16 protein-coding genes are annotated in these 19,272 nt (G+C 61.2%); 10 read left to right on the plus strand and 6 right to left on the minus strand.

Going from position 1 to position 19,272, the window contains the following annotated elements; genetic code table 11:
• Positions 1-36: 36 nt before the first annotated feature.
• From polX to AC6IZO_RS04850, 3 genes are all read right to left on the minus strand, one after another.
• Positions 37-1,806, minus strand: coding sequence for a DNA polymerase/3'-5' exonuclease PolX (gene polX, locus AC6IZO_RS04840; protein ID WP_497808538.1), 1,770 nt, complete (start codon positions 1,804-1,806; stop codon positions 37-39).
• 183 nt (positions 1,807-1,989) lie between these two features.
• Complete coding sequence (locus tag AC6IZO_RS04845) at positions 1,990-2,199, minus strand: cold shock domain-containing protein (protein WP_497808540.1); 210 nt, start codon at positions 2,197-2,199, stop codon at positions 1,990-1,992.
• Between the two features lie 236 nt (positions 2,200-2,435).
• On the minus strand, positions 2,436-3,029 hold the full coding sequence (locus AC6IZO_RS04850; RefSeq protein WP_497808542.1) for an NUDIX hydrolase: 594 nt from the start codon (positions 3,027-3,029) through the stop codon (positions 2,436-2,438).
• Between the two features lie 121 nt (positions 3,030-3,150).
• Between AC6IZO_RS04850 and AC6IZO_RS04855 the strand changes: the two genes are divergently transcribed.
• Positions 3,151-4,065 carry a DUF2520 domain-containing protein gene (locus AC6IZO_RS04855; protein WP_497808544.1) on the plus strand — a complete coding sequence of 305 codons (915 nt, stop codon included), beginning with the start codon at positions 3,151-3,153 and terminating at the stop codon, positions 4,063-4,065.
• Between the two features lie 98 nt (positions 4,066-4,163).
• Here the strand turns inward: AC6IZO_RS04855 and ribA are convergent, their stop codons facing one another.
• Positions 4,164-4,796, minus strand: coding sequence for a GTP cyclohydrolase II (gene ribA / locus AC6IZO_RS04860; protein ID WP_497808546.1), 633 nt, complete (start codon positions 4,794-4,796; stop codon positions 4,164-4,166).
• Between the two features lie 113 nt (positions 4,797-4,909).
• Here ribA and dnaE point away from each other — a divergent pair, with 113 nt between their 5' ends.
• From dnaE to AC6IZO_RS04900, 8 genes are all read left to right on the plus strand, one after another.
• Positions 4,910-8,386, plus strand: a complete 3,477-nt coding sequence (gene dnaE, locus AC6IZO_RS04865) for a DNA polymerase III subunit alpha (RefSeq protein ID WP_497808548.1) — start codon at positions 4,910-4,912, stop codon at positions 8,384-8,386.
• Between the two features lie 50 nt (positions 8,387-8,436).
• Positions 8,437-9,396 (plus strand): acetyl-CoA carboxylase carboxyltransferase subunit alpha, encoded by a 960-nt coding sequence (locus tag AC6IZO_RS04870; protein WP_497808550.1) that lies wholly within the window; start codon positions 8,437-8,439, stop codon positions 9,394-9,396.
• 6 nt (positions 9,397-9,402) lie between these two features.
• Positions 9,403-10,335 (plus strand): type I pantothenate kinase, encoded by a 933-nt coding sequence (coaA, locus tag AC6IZO_RS04875; protein ID WP_497808552.1) that lies wholly within the window; start codon positions 9,403-9,405, stop codon positions 10,333-10,335.
• A 203-nt stretch (positions 10,336-10,538) separates the two neighbouring features.
• A complete protein-coding gene (locus AC6IZO_RS04880) occupies positions 10,539-12,389 on the plus strand; it encodes a 2-oxoacid:acceptor oxidoreductase subunit alpha (RefSeq protein WP_497808554.1) in 1,851 nt (616 codons plus the stop codon).
• Positions 12,389-13,423, plus strand: coding sequence for a 2-oxoacid:ferredoxin oxidoreductase subunit beta (locus AC6IZO_RS04885; RefSeq protein ID WP_497808556.1), 1,035 nt, complete (start codon positions 12,389-12,391; stop codon positions 13,421-13,423). Before AC6IZO_RS04880 ends, AC6IZO_RS04885 begins: the two co-directional genes overlap by 1 nt.
• A gap of 105 nt (positions 13,424-13,528) precedes the next feature.
• Positions 13,529-14,293, plus strand: a complete 765-nt coding sequence (locus AC6IZO_RS04890) for a hypothetical protein (protein WP_497808558.1) — start codon at positions 13,529-13,531, stop codon at positions 14,291-14,293.
• A 39-nt stretch (positions 14,294-14,332) separates the two neighbouring features.
• The gene (locus AC6IZO_RS04895; RefSeq protein ID WP_497808560.1) at positions 14,333-15,904 is read left to right on the plus strand and encodes a UbiD family decarboxylase; all 1,572 of its coding nucleotides are present in this window, start codon (positions 14,333-14,335) and stop codon (positions 15,902-15,904) included.
• Positions 15,897-16,379, plus strand: coding sequence for a DUF5063 domain-containing protein (locus tag AC6IZO_RS04900; RefSeq protein ID WP_497808562.1), 483 nt, complete (start codon positions 15,897-15,899; stop codon positions 16,377-16,379). The genes AC6IZO_RS04895 and AC6IZO_RS04900 overlap by 8 nt, the downstream gene beginning before the upstream one ends.
• 10 nt (positions 16,380-16,389) lie before the next feature.
• On the opposite strand, the gene AC6IZO_RS04905 is transcribed toward AC6IZO_RS04900, so the two are convergent.
• Complete coding sequence (locus tag AC6IZO_RS04905; protein WP_497808564.1) at positions 16,390-17,304, minus strand: hypothetical protein; 915 nt, start codon at positions 17,302-17,304, stop codon at positions 16,390-16,392.
• Between the two features lie 12 nt (positions 17,305-17,316).
• Positions 17,317-18,546, minus strand: a complete 1,230-nt coding sequence (locus tag AC6IZO_RS04910) for a glycosyltransferase family 4 protein (RefSeq protein WP_497808566.1) — start codon at positions 18,544-18,546, stop codon at positions 17,317-17,319.
• A gap of 80 nt (positions 18,547-18,626) precedes the next feature.
• Here AC6IZO_RS04910 and nuoI point away from each other — a divergent pair, with 80 nt between their 5' ends.
• A complete protein-coding gene (gene nuoI, locus AC6IZO_RS04915; RefSeq protein ID WP_497808568.1) occupies positions 18,627-19,145 on the plus strand; it encodes an NADH-quinone oxidoreductase subunit NuoI in 519 nt (172 codons plus the stop codon).
• The last annotated feature ends 127 nt before the right edge of the window (positions 19,146-19,272 follow it).

The following is a 19,272-nucleotide window of genomic DNA, read 5'->3' on the forward strand; positions in this document are numbered from 1 at the left end:
CCAGCTTGGTCGCCGACCACCGGGGTATCGGAAAACTCATTCTTGGGGTCCCCGTGCTATGGCTTTACGGAACTCCGCAAGCGGCAGTGTGTTCAACACGTCGTTGCGTGTAAGCCAGGCACGGCGCGCCTGCCACACGCCGTATTTCAGCATTTCAAAGTGTGCGGTGCTATGCGCATCGCAGTTTATGACGATCTTCAATCCATGCTCGCGGGCCATGCGCAGGTGCACGTCGCACAGGTCCAGGCGATCCGGATAGGCGTTCAGTTCCATGGCGACACGATTCTGCTTGGCCGCCTTGAAGACCGCTTCGAGATCGAACTTGTAAGCCTCGCGCCGCAGCAAGATGCGCCCCGTGGGGTGCCCGAGCGCGGTGACGTACGGATTGCTGACCGCGCGCACCAGCCTTTCGGTCATCTGCTCTGGCGACTGGTGGAACGCCGAGTGCACGCTGGCAATGACGACATCCATCTGTGCCAGCACTTCGTCGTCGAGATCGAGAGAGCCGTCGGCGAGAATGTCGACTTCGGCCCCCGCTAGTATCTCAATGCCTTCCGTCGCCTCGTTCACCCGATGAATGCGCGCAATGTGCTGCACCGCACGCTTTTCATTCAGCCCATTGGCGAAGGCCAGGTTCTTGGTGTGGTCGGTGATGGCGATGTACTTATAGCTGCGTGCGCGGGAGGCCTCGGCCATCTCCTCAATGGTGTTGCGACCGTCGGTCTCCACGGTGTGCATGTGTATCTCACCGTGAATGTCTTCAAGCTCGATCAGCTTTGGCAGCGTGTGCTCATCGGCCGCCTCAATCTCACCATTGTTCTCGCGCAACTCGGGCGGAATCCAATCCAAGCCGAGCTTCTTGTAAATCTCTTCTTCCGTCGTGCTGGCAACCGGCTTGGCGCCGGCAGAGGCCTTGCCGTCATCTCCAGCCCGGAATAATCCATACTCGTTGAGCGTGAAACCCATCTTCTGCGCGCGCTGGCGCAAGGTCACGTTGTGGGACTTCGACCCGGTGAAGTACTGCATGGCTGCGCCGTAGTGGTCCGGCAACAGCAGGCGGACGTCCACCTGCATGCCGCTGCGCAGCTTGAAGCTGACCTTGTTCTCACCCTTTGCCAGCACTTCCACAATGCCGGGGAAGGCCAGAATGCGCTCGATGACCGGCGCACGGCCTTCGCTGGAGGCGCAGCACGGGCCGGTAATCAGCAGGTCCAAGTCGCCGACGGTCTCGCGCCCACGGCGGAAGGAACCGGCCGGCGTGATGCGATCCACGCCCTCCATCCCAGTCAGCCACTCGAGCAGCGTGCTGGCCGTGCGGTCGGCTTCATCCAGATGGAAACGCCCGGAGATGGAGCGGAAGGTCTCAATGGACTGAAGGATCTTCTGCTCTTTCTTTTCACTCATGCGGGGCAGCAGGCGCAGCTTGCCGTCGCGGGCCAGTTGCGCCACACCTTCCGGATCGCTGACTTGGTAGGCATCCCAGATCAGCGCAATCGTCTTCGGCCCCAGGCCGGAGATCTTCAGCAGCTCGAGCATCGAGGGCCGGTACTTCTGCAGCAGGTCCTCATGTACGCCGAGGTGGCCTTCGGTGAAGATCTCCTTCAGGTTGGCAAGCATGCCCTTGCCAATGCCGGGGATCTCCAGCACGGCTTTGGGATCGTCGATGATGGAAGCGATAGGCTGCGTCCAGCCCTCGATGGCCTCGGCCGCGTTGCGGTAGGAGCGTATGCGGAACGAGTCCGCACCGGCCACCTCCAGCAGGTCGGCGGTTTCATACAGAATCGAGGCCAGGGCGCGATTGTCCACGGAAAGATTCTAATCAAGATTTGAAGAGTTCGGCAGGGAGGAGGATCAAGAAGGGCGGTTACTTGAGTACAGTTTGTTCAAAAATAGAAAACCCAGCCGAAGCTGGGCTTTCCTTCCAGAAATTGAGTGTTCACCATCCCCATGGAGCGGGCTGCCTGTGCGTGCATCCCGCTTTGCCACCGGCTAGGCTACCTTGCTTACGTTTCCGGCCTGCGGCCCCTTCGGACCCTCCACGATCTCGAATTCGACCTGATCGCCTTCCTGCAAGCTCTTGTAGCCATCCGACGATATCGCGCTGTAATGGACAAAAACGTCCGGACCATCTTCGCGGCCGATAAAGCCGAAGCCTTTGGCGTTGTTAAACCACTTCACGGTTCCTTTTAGACGTTCCACTTGCCAGTTCCTCCGTACCTTGCATACCGGTGGCTGCCGGCGGTCCAACGGTGTAGGTAAGGATCAGGTTTCGATCAAGCGCTGCTGAGCCCGTACTGCATTCGCGATTGGACCTGCCACGATAGTGTGCCTTGAATCGCTTTCGGATGTCAATGTGACGAACATGTGCAACCCGTTGTTAAGTTACGTAGTTTCACAGAACGTCGCGTCTCCTAATTCGAGACATTTTACGGAAGTTAACACTTCAAGCCCAGCCGTTGCGCCAGCCACAGCACCCCGGCAATGGTCTTGGCGTCGGGAACCTCTCCGTTCATGACCATCTTGACGGCCTTGCGGATCGGAACCAGGCGCGAGGTGATGAATTCGTCCTCTTCGGGCGAAGCCTTCCCCTTTTTGATGTCGCGAGCGAGGAAAAGGACGTGAGTTTCGTCCATAAATCCTGGGCTGGGGTAGTAAAAAAGTACCTGCTTCCACTCCCGGGCGGTGTAGCCAGTCTCTTCCTTCAGCTCGCGCTGGGCGGCCGTCAGGGCATCTTCACCCTCGTCGATGCGTCCGGCGGGCAGTTCCAGCAGTTCACGGTCGGCGGCGTAGCGGTACTGGCGCTCCAGCAGCACGCGCGGCTCCTTGCCGCTTTCGTCGAGGGCGGCAATGACCACCGAGCCGTTGTGACGCATGATGTCGCGATGCACGGTGACGCCGCTAGGCTCGACAAGGTCGTCGCTGGTGACGCGAAACACCTTGTTCTTGAATACAACCTTCGACTTGAGAATCTTGGAGTACTTGGAGGTGGGGGCTGGCTGGGCAGTGGAGGACTTCTTGCGATTCGGCATGGATTCATAGTAGCGCGGGCAGCGGGAATCCCGAAGATGGAAGCGGGAGAATTGGAAATTGAAGAGGGAAGATTGGAAAACGGGACGCAGAGAGTGGGGGGCGTGCCCGCTTGGTAGAGCCATGGCAATCGCCTTGCCTTCGGCAATATTCCTTCTTCCATTTTCAATCTTCAATTCGCTCCTGACGCTGCGCTATCCTGCGGGCGTGAAGAAGCCAACCATTGCAATCGTGGGTGCCGGTGCCTTGGGACAGGCGCTGGCCGTTTTGCTCAAGGCCCAGGGCTACGAAATTGTCAGCGTGCAGTCGCTCCGAGGCCGCAGTGCGCGAGCCTTGGCCGCGCGCGTGGGAGCGAAAGCGTTAGAAGTGGGCGAGCCGCCAAAGGCCGACCTGCTCTGGCTGCTGGTGCCGGATGGGGCGATTGCAGCCTGTGCGCGGCAATTGGCTAAGACCGGCGCGAAGGCGAAGATTGCGCTGCATTCGAGTGGCGCGCTACCTGCCAGGGCGCTGGCTCCGCTCGCAGCGAGGGGGATGAAGATTGCCAGCGCGCATCCGATGATGTCGTTCGTCGCCGGGGAGGCTCCGTCGCTCGCAGGCGTTTTCTGGGCCTTGGAGGGGGAAGCGGCGGCGGTTGCAGCCGCCCGTCGCATCGCGCGGTCGCTTGGCTCGGAGACCTTTGAGATCGAGGCCAAGGACAAGCCCCGGTACCACGCCTTCGGGGCGCTGCTCTCGCCCATGATGGTGAGTGAACTGACGGCAGCCGAGGCCGTCGGTGGCGCGGCGGGGATTCGGGCGGACAAACTGCGGAAGGTGATGCGGCCGATTGTTGAACGTACCCTGGCCAACTACTTTGCGCGGGGCGGGGCAGCAGCTTTCAGCGGGCCGTTGCGGCGTGGTGACGTGGAGACCGTGCGCGAACACCTGAACGCGCTGCGCAAGGTGCCACTGGCGCTCGAAGCTTACCGGGCGCTTTCAAAGAATGCTGTGAAGACGCTGCCGGGGAAGAAAAAGGCCGCGATGCGGAAGGTGCTCGGTTAGGCCGGAGAAAGGAAACAGCAGATCCTTCGCTACGATCAGAATGGCAGCGCAAAGAGGAAAAGAGTGCCTAAGTTCCGGCGCAGGGCAACTTGCGCCTGTTACATCTTTTTGCCGAACAGGTGCCCCATCTTCTCCTGCTTGGTACGCAGATAACGCTTGGCATACTTGCTCGGCTCCACTTCGGCCGAGACGCGCTCGACGACCTTGATACCCGCCTCTTCCACGGCGGCGACTTTCTCCGGGTTGTTCGAGAGCAGGCGAATCTGGGTAAGGCCGAGGGCCTTCATAATGCCGACCGGCAGCTTGTAGTCGCGGCAGTCGCTCTTGAAGCCGAGCTTCAGGTTGGCCTCCACGGTGTCCAACCCCTGGTCCTGCAGGGCGTAGGCCTGCAATTTGGCCATCAGGCCGATGCCACGGCCTTCCTGCCGCTCGTAGATGAGCACACCCGAGCCAAGCTCGGCGATCTTCGTCATGGCCATCTCGAATTGCTGACGGCAGTCGCAGCGGATGGAGCCAAAGACGTCTCCGGTAAGGCACTGCGAGTGGATGCGAACCAGAGGCGCGCCTTTGGAGATGTCGCCCATGACGAGCGCCACCGCGCTCTCCTTGCGCGGCTCCAGGTCGCCACCGCCTTCGGGGAGAAATTCGCCTTCAAACCCGTAGATGCGAAACTGCCCCCACCGCGTCGGGAGGTTGGCTTCCGCAAGCTGTTTGATGCCTTCGTTGCTCACGTCACCATTATAGATGCCGGACGGGGCGCCGGTTGCAGGCTTACCCGGAGGCTTTGGGTGCCGGAATTTCACAGGGTGGGTCGCCCGCTCGAAGTAGAATAGGGTCCGAGCCCATGTCTGACGCACAGTTTGTCCATCTGCATTTGCACACCGACTACTCGATGCTGGACGGCGCCTGCGATACCAAGGTGCTGACCCATCGGGCGAAGGAACTTGGCATGCCCGCCGTTGCCATGACCGACCATGGCAACATCTTTGGCGCCGTGCACTTCTTTAACGACGCCAAGGAAGCTGGCATCAAGCCGATCCTCGGCTGCGAGCTGTATATCTGCAAGAAGGAAGACCACCGCGCGGACCCTTCCGGCGACAGCTACAACCACCTGATCGTGCTGGCGGAGAACCAGGAAGGCTACCGCAACCTGGTGCAGATCTGCTCGGAGGCCTCGCTGAACGGCTTCTACTACAAGCCGCGCATCAGCAAGCGGTTTCTGGCGGAGCATTCCAAGGGGTTGATCGGCATGTCCGCCTGCCTGAAGGGCGAGGTGGCCGAGCGGCTGACGGAAGGCAAGTACGAAGCGGCGCGCGAGGCGGCGTCGACATTCCAGGATATTTTCGGTCGCGGCAACTTCTTCCTCGAAATTCAGGACCAGGGGCTGGAGCTCGAAAAACGCATCCACAAAGACCTGTTCCGGCTGGAAAAGGACCTCGACATTCCGATGGTGGCCAGCAATGACAGCCACTACATTTGCGAGGACGATGCGCTGGCGCAGGACGCCATGGTCTGCATTCAGACCGGCAAGTGCCTGCATGAAACCAACCGCATGAAGTTTGAGACCAACCAGTTCTTCGTCAAGAGCTACGAGGAAATGGCAAACGTCTTCCGCGGTTATGAGCAGGTGCTGACCCGCACGCTCGGCATTGCCGAGCGCTGCAATATGAAGATTGAAAAGCTGCACGATGCCTTCCCGAAGTTCGATGTGCCGGAAGGCGAGACCATCGACAGCTACTTTGAGCACGTGGTGCGCGAGGGCATGAAGCGCCGCATGGTGCTGCTCTCGGAATTGAAGGCGCGCGGCCAGCTACGGCACGAGTTCAAGGATTACCAGGAGCGGCTCGACCGCGAGATCGGCATCATCCGCCAGATGCAGTTCCCGGGCTACTTCCTCATCGTCTGGGACTTCATACGCTACGCCAAGGACAAAGGCATTCCGGTCGGCCCGGGGCGCGGCTCGGCCGCCGGCTCGCTGGTGGGCTACGCTATGGGCATCACTGACGTGGACCCCATTCAGAACGAGCTGCTGTTTGAGCGCTTCCTGAACCCCGAGCGCGTCACCATGCCTGATATCGACGTCGACTTCTGCATGAACCGGCGCGGCGAGGCCATCGACTACGTAACGCAGAAGTATGGTCGCGAGCAGGTGGCCCAGATCATCACCTTCGGCACCATGGCCGCCAAGGCTGCCATCAAGGACGTGGGCCGCGTGCTCGACATGCCTTACGCCGAGGTCGACAAGGTCGCCAAGATGATCCCCGGCACACCGGGCATGACCATCGACAAGGCGATGAAGGAATCGCCGCAGTTCGAGGACGCCTACCAGAACAATCCGGAAACCAAGAACCTTGTGGACACGGCGAAGAAGCTCGAGGGCCTTTGCCGTAACACCGGCGTGCATGCCTCGGCCGTGGTGATTGCGCCGTCGCCGCTGAAGTACATGGTGCCGCTCTACAAGACGAAGAACGACGAAATCGTCACCGCCTATGACATGAAGTCGATCGAGAAGATGGGCCTGCTGAAGATGGACTTCCTCGGGCTCACCACGCTGACAATTCTCGACGACTGTCTCCACATGATCAAGGAAACGCATGGCGAGACGGTGGACCTGCAGACCATCGACCGGCAGGACCCGAAGACCTTTGAGATCGTCTTCCACCAGGGACACACCAGCGGCGTCTTCCAGTTTGAATCCGAGGGCATGCGCGACGTGCTGCGGCGCTATCACCCGGATTCGGTGGAGGACCTGACGGCCTTGAACGCGCTCTACCGCCCCGGCCCGATTCAGGGCGGCATGATCGACGACTTCATCGAGCGCAAGTGGGGACGCAAAAAGGTCGACTACATGCTCCCCGAGCTGGAGAAGATCCTGAAGGAGACGCTCGGCGTCATCGTCTACCAGGAACAGGTGATGCAGATCGCCAACGTGCTGGCGGGATACTCGCTGGGTGAAGCCGACCTGCTGCGCCGCGCCATGGGCAAGAAAATTGCCGAGGAGATGGTGAAACAGCGTGAGCGCTTCATGTCCGGCGCCTCCGAGAAAGGCTTCAACAAGGACAAGGCCGGACACATTTTCGACCTGATGGAGCAGTTCGCCGGATACGGCTTCAATAAATCGCACTCGGCGGCCTACGCCATCGTCGCCTACAACACGGCCTACCTGAAGACGCACTACCCGGTGGAGTTCATGTGCGCGCTGCTAACCTCGGTCACCAGCAACACGGACGACGTGGTGAAGTACATCAGCGAGTGCCGCGACATGGGCATTGAGGTTCTGCCGCCGGACATCAACCAGAGCAAGTCGAACTTTACGCCCGTCAACGGCGCCATCCGCTTCGGCCTGGCCGCGGTCAAGAACGTGGGCCAGAACGCCATTACCTCCATCGTGGCGGCCCGCGAGGAACTCGGCAAGTTCACAAGCATCTACCAGTTCTGCGAGAAGGTGGACCTGCGGCTGCTGAACAAGCGCGTGCTCGAATCGCTGATCAAGGCCGGAGCAATGGACGACCTCGGACGGCGCTCGCAGTTGATGGCCGCCTTGGACAAGGCAATTGAGCAGGCGCAGAAGGCCGCACGCGACCGCGATGCAGGTCAGGAGGGCCTGTTCGGGCTCTTTGAGGACACGGCAGAGGAGGCGGAGCGCCCGCTGCCCAGCACACCCGACTGGGATGAGTACACGCGCCTGTCGGCGGAGAAGGAAGTGCTCGGCTTCTTCGTCAGCGGGCACCCGCTGGAGAAGTACAAGGACAAAATCGCCGACCTGCGCGCGCTGAGCGTGGAGGACCTGCAGAAGTTCAAGCGTTCATCGGGCAAAGGCGAAGAAGTTGCGACGGCGGGCATCCTCGGAACCGCGAAGGTGATGAAGTCTCGCAAGGGCGACTTGTACGCGAACCTTTCGCTTGAGGATATGACTGGCAAGATCGACGCCATCGCTTTTCCGGAGGCCTACAAGCGGCTTGGCGAGAAGCTGAAGCTCGAAGTGCCGGTGTTTGTGAAGGCCAGCGTGCGGGTGGAGGAAGGCTCCACGCCAAAGATCGCCATCAATGAGATTCAGCCGCTCGACGAAGCGAAGCCGAGGCTGGCTCGCGCGTTGCGGCTCCAGATTGACCTGACCAAGGCCACGGTGGAGACCGTCGACGCGCTGCACCACATCTTTACGGAGGCTCCGGGCGAGGCTGCCGTGATGTTTGAGCTGGAGCGCGAAGGGCAGTACGTGGTGGTGATGCAACCCGAAGGCTATAATGTGTTGCCGGATCGTTCTTTCATCAACCGTGTGGAAGAACTGTGCGGACGCGGCAGCGTAAAAGTGGTGGATTAACCCCACGGCCGCGGCGCTCACGGAGCGCCTGCAGGCATAGGTAGAGGTGAATGGCAGACGCAAGCGGCAATACCCAGCAGGAACTGGAACAGATCGAAAAGCAGATCGCGGAACTGGAAGCGGTCGCCGGGGAGAACCAGGCGGCGCGCGCACAGCTGACGGCAATGCACGAACAGGTTGAGACCCTTCGGCGCCAGATGCAGATGCCGCTCGGGGCCTGGCAGCGCACGGAGATTGCGCGCCACAGCAACCGGCCCTACACGCTCGACTACGTGCAGCACATTTTCGGCGACTTCAGTGAAATTCATGGCGACCGCGGCTTTGCCGATGACCCGGCGATCGTCTGCGGCATGGCCGACTTCCACGGCGAGCAGGTGCTCATTGTGGGGCACCAGAAGGGGCGCGACACCAAGCAGAAGGTCTACCGCAACTTCGGCATGCCTAGCCCTGAGGGCTACCGCAAGGCGCTGCGTGCCATGCGCATGGCGGAGAAGTGGGGCCGCCCGATCTTTACCTTTGTGGATACGCCGGGCGCCTATCCGGGCCTTGGTGCCGAAGAGCGCGGACAGGCCGAGGCCATCGCGCGCAACCTGCTGGAGATGGCCCGCATTGAAGTCCCTGTGATTGTGACCGTGACGGGCGAAGGCGGCAGCGGCGGCGCGCTTGGCATTGCCGTGGGCGACCACATCATGATGCTTGAGAACAGCGTCTACTCGGTGATTTCGCCCGAGGGCTGCGCCTCCATCATGTGGCGCGACGCTACCAAGCGCGAGCTGGCGGCGGCGGCAATGAGGATCACCGCGCAGGACCTGATCCAGTTCGGCATCATCGACGAAATTGTGCCGGAGCCGGTGGGCGGCGCGCATACGGACCATGTGGCAATGGCCGCAACACTCGACGCGCGCCTGCAGGCGGCGCTGGCGGATGTTCGCAAGCTCAGCACGCGCCAGATGCTGGACGCGCGCTACAACAAGTTCCGGAACATGGCACGAATCTACAAGGAAGTTTAGGGAACCGTGACCAACGGGCAAGAGCGGACGCTGTTCAAGCGATTTTCGCGCGCAGAGTGGGCCGAACTGCGGCAGAACACACCGTTGTATTTGAGTGACGCCGACCTGGAGCGCCTGCGGGGCATCAATCAGCAGGTGCCCTTGAGCGAGGTGCGCGAGGCCTACCTGCCGCTTTCACGTCTGCTGAACCTGCACGTGGCGGCGGCGCGCAGCCTCGGGCATGTGCGAGATGCCTTTCTCGGCAACCTGACGGTTCATCCGCCGTACATACTCGCCATTGCCGGCAGTGTAGCTGCGGGCAAGAGCACGTTCTCCCGCGTGTTGCAGGCGGTGCTGGCGCGCTGGCCGGACCATCCGCGCGTGGAACTGGTCACCACCGACGGCTTCCTCTATCCGAACAAGGTGCTGCTTGAGAGAAACCTGATGCACCGCAAAGGTTTCCCGGAGAGCTACGACCAGAGCGCAATTATCGATTTCCTCTGGGCAGTGAAGTCGGGCGCCCGCGGCGTGCGCGTGCCGGTCTATTCGCACGAGACCTACGACATCAAGCCGGGCGAATACCGCGATGTAGAGCAGCCCGACATCCTGATATTTGAAGGCCTGAACGTGTTGCAGGTGCCGCCGGGCACGGAGATTGTGGCTTCCGACTTCTTCGACTTCTCCGTCTTTCTCGACGCGAGAGAAGGAGATTTGGAGCACTGGTACCTGGAGCGCGTGGAGCTGTTGCGCCGCACGGCGTTCCAGAAGCCGGAATCGTTCTTCTACGACCGGCGCAACATGTCGGAGCAGGAGACGCACGAATTCGCACTCGGCGTCTGGCGCGAAATCAACCTGGCGAACCTGCGCAGTAACATCCAGCCGACGCGGCAGCGCGCCACGCTGGTCTGGCGCAAGAACAACGACCACACGCTACGCGAAATCTGGCTGCGCAAGACTTAATTCGCTTCCACGTAGTTCCTCTGTACCACTTTCTGCATCTTTAAGATCAGGGCGTTAGCACGGCGCGTGCGCCGTCGGGCAGGGTTTGGTGCCCGGGCTTATAATTGGCGGTTGCGCTCTGAACGCAATGAGGGTGGATCGCGTGCCCATGAACTCGGGCCGCCACACGCTCGCGTGTTCCAAAATTAAGGACGGTATTCGGAATGTCTTCCATGGAAGTGGCCCCCCAAGAGGGTACGAACGCACCGGCTCAGCAGCCGGTCGTAAACGACTTCAGCATACAGGTGGCAACGGTCAACGGATCGGGGTCGCAGACAGCCAATAACGTGCTGCTGCGCACCATTTTCGCCATGGGCGTGCCGGTCAGCGGCAAGAACCTGTTCCCGTCGAACATTGCGGGATTGCCCACCTGGTACACCATCCGCGCCAGCAAACATGGCTACATCGGCAGCCGCAAGGAAGTGGAATTCCTGGTGGCGATGAACGCCGAATCGGCGCAGGAGGACGTCAAGAAACTCTCGCCCGGCGCGGCCGTACTGTTTGACGAACCGCTGAAGCTGAGCGAGACGCGCAACGATCTGCACTTCTACTCCGCGCCTTTTGACAAGATCACCGCCGGCATCTGCCCGGAGGTCAAGCTCCGCAAGCTGGTCAAGAACATGGTGTATGTCGGCGTGGTGGCGCATCTGCTCTCGCTCGACATGAGCGAGATCGAAAAGGCCATCCGCAAGCACTTTGCCAAAAAGGTGAAGGCCGCCGACCTGAACTGGAATGCCGCGAAAGCCGGCTACGAGTGGGCCAGCGCGGAGCTGAAGAAGCAGGACCCGTACAAGATTGAGCCGATGAATGAGACGGCGGGAAAGATCATCATCGACGGCAACACCGCCGCTGCCATTGGCAGCATGTTCGCCGGTGTGACGGTGGTGGCCTGGTACCCGATCACGCCTTCTTCGACCTTGGTGGAAAACCTCACCGATTACTTGAAGGAATACCGCATGTCGCCGGACGGCAAGGCAACCTTCGCGGTTGTGCAGGCTGAGGACGAACTGGCCGCCATGGGCATGGTGCTTGGCGCATCCTGGGCGGGTGCTCGAGCCATGACTGCGACCTCCGGACCGGGCCTTTCGCTGATGGCGGAGTTCACCGGCCTCGGCTACTATGCGGAGATTCCCGCCGTGGTCTGGGACGTGCAGCGCGTTGGGCCTTCGACGGGCCTGCCGACACGCACACAACAGGCAGACCTGCTCTCCACGGCTTACATGTCGCACGGCGACACCAAGCATGTGCTGCTGTTCCCGAACTCGGTGAAGGAATGCTTTGAGTTTGCGGGCGAAGCCTTTGATCTAGCCGAACAACTCCAAACCCCGGTCTTCGTGATGAGCGATCTCGACCTCGGCATGAACCTCTGGATGAGCGACGAGTTTGAGTATCCGACCAAGCCGCTGAAGCGCGGCAAGGTGCTCTCCAAGGATGACCTCGACCGGCTCGGCGGCTTTGGCCGCTACACGGACGTGGACGGTGACGGCATTGGCTACCGCACGCTGCCGGGCAATGGCCACGGCAAGGCCGCGTACTTCACGCGCGGCAGCGGACACAACGCCGTGGCGCATTACAGCGAGCGTCCGGAAGACTACGTGAACAACATGAACCGGCTGGCGCTGAAGTCGAAAACAGCGGCCAAGCTGGCGCCAAAGCCTGTGTTGCAGGGTGAAGGGAACAAGGTCGGCATCATCGCCTACGGCACCTCGCACTGGGCCACGGTGGAAGCCATCGACCAGCTCGCGGCTAAGCAGAAGTTGGCGGTGGACTATCTTCGCGTGCGGGCCTTCCCGTTCGGCGAGGAAGTGGCGGAGTTCGTGAAGACTCACGAGCGCGTTTACGTTATCGACCAGAATCGCGACGGCCAGATGGAGCAGTTGCTGAAGCTGGAACTGCCGGAAACGCTGGTTCCGAGGCTGCGCAGCGTACGCAACTATGACGGTCATCCGCTGTGCGCAAGCACGGTGGCCGAGGCAATTGTGGCGCAGGAAAACGCCGCGCAGGAGGTGAAGTAATGGCAACCACACCGGCGAGCCAGCCCAAGACCAATCGAATCGGATTGACCGTGCTCGACTACCGCGGCGCCAAGAGCACGCTGTGTGCGGGCTGCGGGCATAACGTCATCAGCGAGCGTCTGGTGGAAGCCTTCTACGAGATGGGCGTTACCCCGGAGAAGGTGATGAAGATGAGCGGCATCGGCTGCTCGTCCAAGAGCCCGGCCTACTTCATGGGGCGCGCACATGCCTTCAACGGCGTCCACGGACGCATGCCTGCCGTGGCGACGGGCGCAATCGTGGCCAACCACACGCTGACCACCATCGGCCTGAGCGGCGACGGCGACACGGCCTCCATAGGCATGGGCCAGTTCGTGCACCTGATGCGGCGCAACATGCCGATGATCTACATCGTGGAGGACAACGGCGTCTACGGTCTGACGAAGGGCCAGTTCTCCGCCACCGCCGACCTCGGCTCCAAGCTGAAGAACGGCGTGGTGAACGAGCTGCCGCCCATCGACATCTGCGCGCTGGCCATTGAGCTTGGGGCAACGTTCGTGGCGCGCTCCTTCAGCGGCGACAAGCACCAGTTGGCCGCGATTCTCAAGGCGGCCATCGCGCATCGCGGCACGGTAATGATCGACGTGATTTCTCCGTGCGTGACCTTCAATGACCACGAGGGTTCGACCAAGAGCTTCAAGTTCATGAAGGACCACGAAGAGCCGCTGCACGACGTGAACTTTGTGCCGGCCTTTGCGGATATTGACGTGGACTACGAAGGCTCGACCGAGGTGACGCTGCACGACGGTGGCACGCTCTGCCTGCGCAAGCTGGAAGAGGATTACAACCCGACCAGCAAGCGCGCGGCGCTTGACCGCCTGACGCGCGCCAAGGAGAACCACGAGGTGCTGACCGGCGTCTTCTACGTGGAGACCGGGCGGCCCGACTTCATGGAGCTGCTCAACGTGGGTGAGCTGCCGCTGGGCACTCTGCCGGAGAGCGTCACGCGGCCGCCGAAGAGCGTGCTCGACGAGATCATGGAAGACATGAAGTAGCAGGGAAGCGAAAGCTAAGTGAAATGGGGAAGGGCGCGGTGAGAACCGCGCCATTTCTGTTTATAATCGGGTGTTCCGCATCACGAACGAATACCGAACAATCCCATGAGCGATTGCAATCCGAACGAGGAATGGACGAGGCTGAGCGGTATCTACAGCCAGATGGCCGACGAAGAATTGTTGAAGCTGGCCGCGCAGGAAGGCGAGTTGACGGACGTCGCCCGCGAGGTTCTGCGCGGAGAAATGAACTCGCGCAGCCTGAAGTATGAACCTCCCAAGCCCGTGCGGCGCGCGCGCCATGAGATGGTGCAGGCTGTGCCCGAAGAGCCGGCAGAGCCGAACCTGACGGCGACGCAGATTGCTGCTGACTGCGTTGGCGGATGTTCGTCGGGTTCGTGCGATATGGAAGGCTCCGGTCTGATCCGCTGGGACACCGCCACGAGCCTGGCTGAAGCGCAGCACGTGCGCGAGGTGCTTGCCAATGCGAACATCCCCGTCGTCTTTGGCGAAGAGCGCGTGGACGATCCCGAGGAGATTGAGTCTTACGAGAAGGGCGTGCCGGTCATCATCACGGCCTGGGACCGCCATCGCGCGGATCAAGCGTGGGCGGAGGCAAATCCTGAGGAGTATCGCAAGTCGCTCGAGGAGGCCGCCGTTACTGAGGAGTCGGCTGCGGCGTGCTGTCCGCAATGCCATTCGTTTGAGATTGTGCTGATGGATTTTGAGGGTGAAGGCGAGAACGCGCGTAATTTTCAGTGGCAGTGCGATGCCTGCGGTCATGAGTGGACCGACGATGGCGTTGCTGAGTACCGCGCGTTGCCCGCAGATTCAGATGTGAATGGGGAAGAAGATTCGGAAGACGAGCGGTAGAGCACAAGGCTCTGCCGACTGCACTGCGAAGGAGGCCGCGTGGCCTACAACGATTTACGCGAGTGGATTGCCGCGCTGGAAAAAGCCGGCGAACTGAAGCGTGTGAAGACCGAGGTGGACCCGATTCTTGAGGTCACCGAGATTGTGGACCGCGTGAGCAAGTGGGGCGCGCGCGGCAAGATGGGGCCGGGCGGCCCGGCGCTGCTGTTTGAGAACGTGAAGGGGCATCCGGGGCAGAAGATTCTGGTGAACCAGTTTGGCAGCGAGCACCGCATGAACATGGCGCTCGGGACCGAATCGTTCGACGAGATTGCCGAGCGCATTCGCGGCTTCCTTGACCTGAAGGCACCGCAGGGCCTGTTCGACAAGATGAAGATGCTGCCGATGCTGGCCGAGATGGGCAGCTTCTTTCCAAAGCAGGTGAGCACCGGGCCGTGCAAGGAAGTGATTCTGCGCCAGGGCAGTTTTAACCTCCAGGACTTCCCGGTGCTGCAGTGCTGGCCCGAGGATGGCGGCCGGTTCATCACCCTGCCGTGCGTGATAACGCGCGATCCGCGGTCGGGCAAGCACAACATCGGCATGTACCGCATGCAGGTTTACGATGCGCAGACCACGGGCATGCACTGGCAGCGGCACAAGAACGCCGCTGAGCACTTCCGCGAGCGCATGCGCGAGGCGGTGACGGGTAAGGACACAGTAGGAAAGGCCGCGAGTGTTGACCTGATGGCGCGCACGGCGGGTGGCTCCGTGGCCGTGACTGGCACGCCGCTGAACGGGCGTATGGAGGTCGCGGTAGCCATTGGCACCGATCCGGCGCTGACTTTCGCCGCCGTGGTGCCTGCGCCGCCGGAGATCAGCGAATACATGGTCGCGGGCTTCCTGCGGCAGAAGCCGGTGGAAGTGGTGAAGTGCGAGACCGTTGATCTTGAGGTTCCGGCCTCGGCGGAGATTGTGCTGGAAGGCTACGTGGAACTGAGCGAACTGCGCACGGAAGGCCCGTTTGGCGATCACACTGGCTATTACTCGCTCGAAGATGAATTCCCGGTCTTCCATGTCACGTGTGTAACGCACCGCAAGAATCCGATCTACTCGGCGACGATCGTGGGGCGTCCGCCGCAGGAAGACGCGTACATGGAGAAGGCGATTGCGCGTTGCTTCCTGCCGATGATGAAGATGACCATCCCTGAACTGGTGGACGTGAACCTGCCTGCCGAGGGCGTGGCGCACAACCTGATGATCGTCTCCATCCGCAAGAGCTACGCGGGGCAGGCGCGCAAGGTGATGCACGCCATCTGGTCGCTGGGGCAGGCCATGTTCACCAAGTGCATTGTGGTGGTGGACGAGGATTGCAACGTGCAAGACCTGCGCGAAGTGACCTGGCGCGCGCTGAACAACATTGACCCGGAGCGCGATATACAGTTCACCATGGGGCCGGTGGATACGCTCGACCATGCTTCGCGGCTGCCGAACTATGGCAGCAAGATGGGCGTGGATGCCACGCGCAAGTGGACCGCCGAGGGCTTCCAGCGCCCGTGGCCCGAGGTGCTGACCATGCGCGAGGACGTGAAGCAGAAGGTTGACAGGATCTGGAAGGAGCTTGGCATTGAGTAGCGCGATTGAAAACTTCGCCGCCCTGGCGCGGCAGTACTGCGAGTGGGTGGAAGGCGAGTCGCTGTGGGGATACGAGGAAACCCGGCGGGCGCACACCCTATTAATTCAGCTCATCGGCGCGGCGTTTGAATTGCCCTCCGTGGCTCCGACCGAGCAGCCTCCAGCGCGCGAGAAGGAAGATATCGCCGAGCTGATGACGCGGATGAAGGCACGCTTTGCGGATTTTCCGGTGCAGGAGTATTGGGATGTGACCGATCCGGTGAAAGCCGCGGAAGACGAAGAGGCGCGCAAGCCCTCGGCGCACTACACCTGGGATGGCCTCTCCGACATATACTCCGACCTGAAGGACGGCCTGTGGCTCTACGACAAGGGGCTGGTGAACGATGCCTGCGTGGAGTGGAAGACCGGCTTTGAGACGCACTGGGAGCGCTACGCGCTGAGCGTGCTGCGCGCCATCTGCATCGACACCTGGTAGCGGCAACCGCCTAGTGCTGCGGCTGCCCCGTGGTCTGCGGCGCTGGCTGCGTGGGCGTGTCGGTCTCCGGCGCGCCTTCTTCGAGCGGTTTGAAGACGGTCTCCACGCGGAAGCGCCGGTAGTCGCGCACATGATCGACGAGGTTCACGTGCTTTCCGCTCAGGAAGGCACGTGAGTCAAGGTGAAATTCGCTGTAGCTCGGCAGCCAGATTTCGTTGTTTACCTTCTTCTGCTCCATCACGATGCTCATGCCCTTCTTGATGGAGACAAGAAAGCCGCCGTAGCTGACGTTGTTGATCAGGCGCGCTTCCAGCCGGATGAGCTGCACCGCCTGTTCGTCCACCCAGATGGTTCCCGCCAGGTTCTTCAGAAACTTTTCTCTCGCGTTCTTCGGCTCAAAGTCCCTCTTCGGCGCAAAGTCGAAGATGAGCACGCGATGGCCCTTATAGTTTTCGCGGCGCATGTTCTTGAAGTCGTCGGCGGCGAGGAAGTCGGAGACATTCAGGCTGCTGCCCTGCGCCAGCGGATCGCTGGCCAACCGGTCGAGACTCTGCTCGGCCATGCGCATCATCTTGTCGGATTCCTGCTTGTTCTTCGCAATCTGCTCGGCGGAGAGCGCCTGACCGTTGCGTGCGATCAGCGTGCGCACGCTCCACCCGTAGGTATAGCGAACTTCGTAGGTGTTCGTCTCCACCGTGCGATAGCCGCCGCCCTTCTGCGGTTCCTGCTCCTGTTCGTCCACGACAAAGATGTAGTTCTGGCGGACACGCTCCAACTCCTTCTGGTGCTCGCGCAGGTGGTCAAACAACTGGGAGACGGTCGGGAGAGAGAGATGCTCCTCCTGTTCTTGCGCGGTTGCGGCGGGCGCGACAAAGACGGAGAAGATTGCGAATGCAGCGGTAAGAAGGAATGCCTGCAATTTCATGACGATTCCATCCTAGCGCGAGAGGGGAGTCGCCGTCGCGGTTCCGGTGGCGAGCGCAGATTCGATGAGGGAAATCAGCCGGTCTGTGAAGGAGTCCCAGTTCAACGTCGCCTCATAGCGATCGCGCGCGGCCCGCGCCATAGCCCGATAGCCTGCCATATCGTTTTCGAGCAAGGGAAAAATGCGCTGAACGAATCGTTCGGCCGGAGCGTCGGCAGCTTCCAGAATGCCCGTAACGCCATCAGCGACCACCGATGGCACGGCATGAACAGTGGAGGCAATCACAGGCAGGCCATAAGCCTGGGCCTCCGCAAAGACCAGGCCGAAGCATTCGGCGTGAGTGGGAAGAACGAAGAAGTGTGCCTCCATCAGTAGCTGGTTGAGCTTCTCATTTTCAGCCGGGACATCCCGGTTCAACAGTCCATGAACCGTGCAGAAGGTGTGGTCATCAGCGGTCAGAGGCGGCTTGCAGCCAACAATATCCAGGGTTGCGGGTAGGCCTGCATCGCGCAGCCGCCGAGCGATCCCGATGGCCTGTGGGCCACCTTTCCGCTCCCAGTCCTTGCCAATGAAGAGCAGGCGCAGCCCGGCACTGGAGCGTTGATCCACGGCGCGGAGCAATTCCTCCCGCGAGGCCGTTGGTACGCTATGCGCTCCCATCGGGATGACGTGGAGCCTGCTCTCGTCGACCTTGTACAGCGCCTGGGCCTGGCGTGTGGCCCACTCCGAGGAGAAGATGATGCCATCGCAGGTGCGTGCGGCAGCGGCCTCCTGTGCCGCGAACTTTGCTCCAAGTATCGGCATCTCGTCGAACTGAGCATAGGCGCGCTTCCACGCGAGCCACGGCGCGTCTGAGAACATGAAGCGCGGAATACCAGGGGGAAGAAAAATCAGCGAGTGGCTCGAAATGGAAAGCAGTGCGTCAGGCTGCTCGCGTCTGATGGCTTCCTGCGTAAGGCGTGCGAATTCGCGCAACGCCGGGTCTGTAAGTACCAGAGGATACCGGGGAGGCGTGCCGCCGTGCCATTTCCGCAGCAATGCGGTGTGCAGCGTACGCTTGGGACGCATCGCGGTCAGCACGGTCAGCTTCTCCAGCCGTTCTTCCAGCTTGTGGCGGAGCGTGTATGGCGTGCCGCTCCACGAGCGGGGATTCTCGCAATTATCGAGGGAGACGAGGAGCAGGTGTTTCAGGAGTCCCATGAAATCCTCACGGCCCGACAGGGAGGGACGCGTCTGGCTCATTCTAGCATCGGCACAAGCTGTGCCTGCGAATTGTTGGCCAAGCCGCCGGTTCGCATATATACTGTCCGGCACGGGTGAGTATGGGGATCATCAACAACATCACCGCCATCGCCAAGGGAATGAGCATCACGTTCAGCGAGATGTTCAAGCCCACCACTGTTGAAAATTACCCGGATGGGCCGGGACCGCTGCGCGGAGCGGTCTTCCAGGAACGTTTCCGCGGTCTGCATGTGCTCCAGCGCGATGAGAATGGGCTGGAGAAGTGCGTGGCCTGCTTCCTTTGCGCCGCCGCCTGCCCCTCGAACTGTATCTACATTGAAGCAGCAGAGAACACCGAGGAGCATCGCGTCAGCGGAGCCGAGCGCTATGCCAAGGTCTATAACATCGACTACAACCGCTGCATCTTCTGCGGCTACTGCGTGGAGGCCTGCCCAACCGATGCAATTACGCACGGTCACGGCTTTGAGCTTGGCACCTTCAATGCCACGAACCTGATCTACCGCAAGGAACAGTTGCTGGCCGCCGCGCCCGCGCATGTGGGCGAGAATGCCGCGTTCAACAACCGCGAGCAGGACAAGCAGGAGATGCTGGCGCGCTGATTCACCGCGCGACGAGCGTTGCGGAAGGCCGGTCGCGCAGACCGGCCTTTCTCTTGCCCCGGTTTGTTGACGCGGAACAAGCGCCGTCAGCCGTCGCAATCATTTATCCTGAACAGATAAGCGCACG

Source organism: Oryzophilus luti, assembly GCF_059726245.1.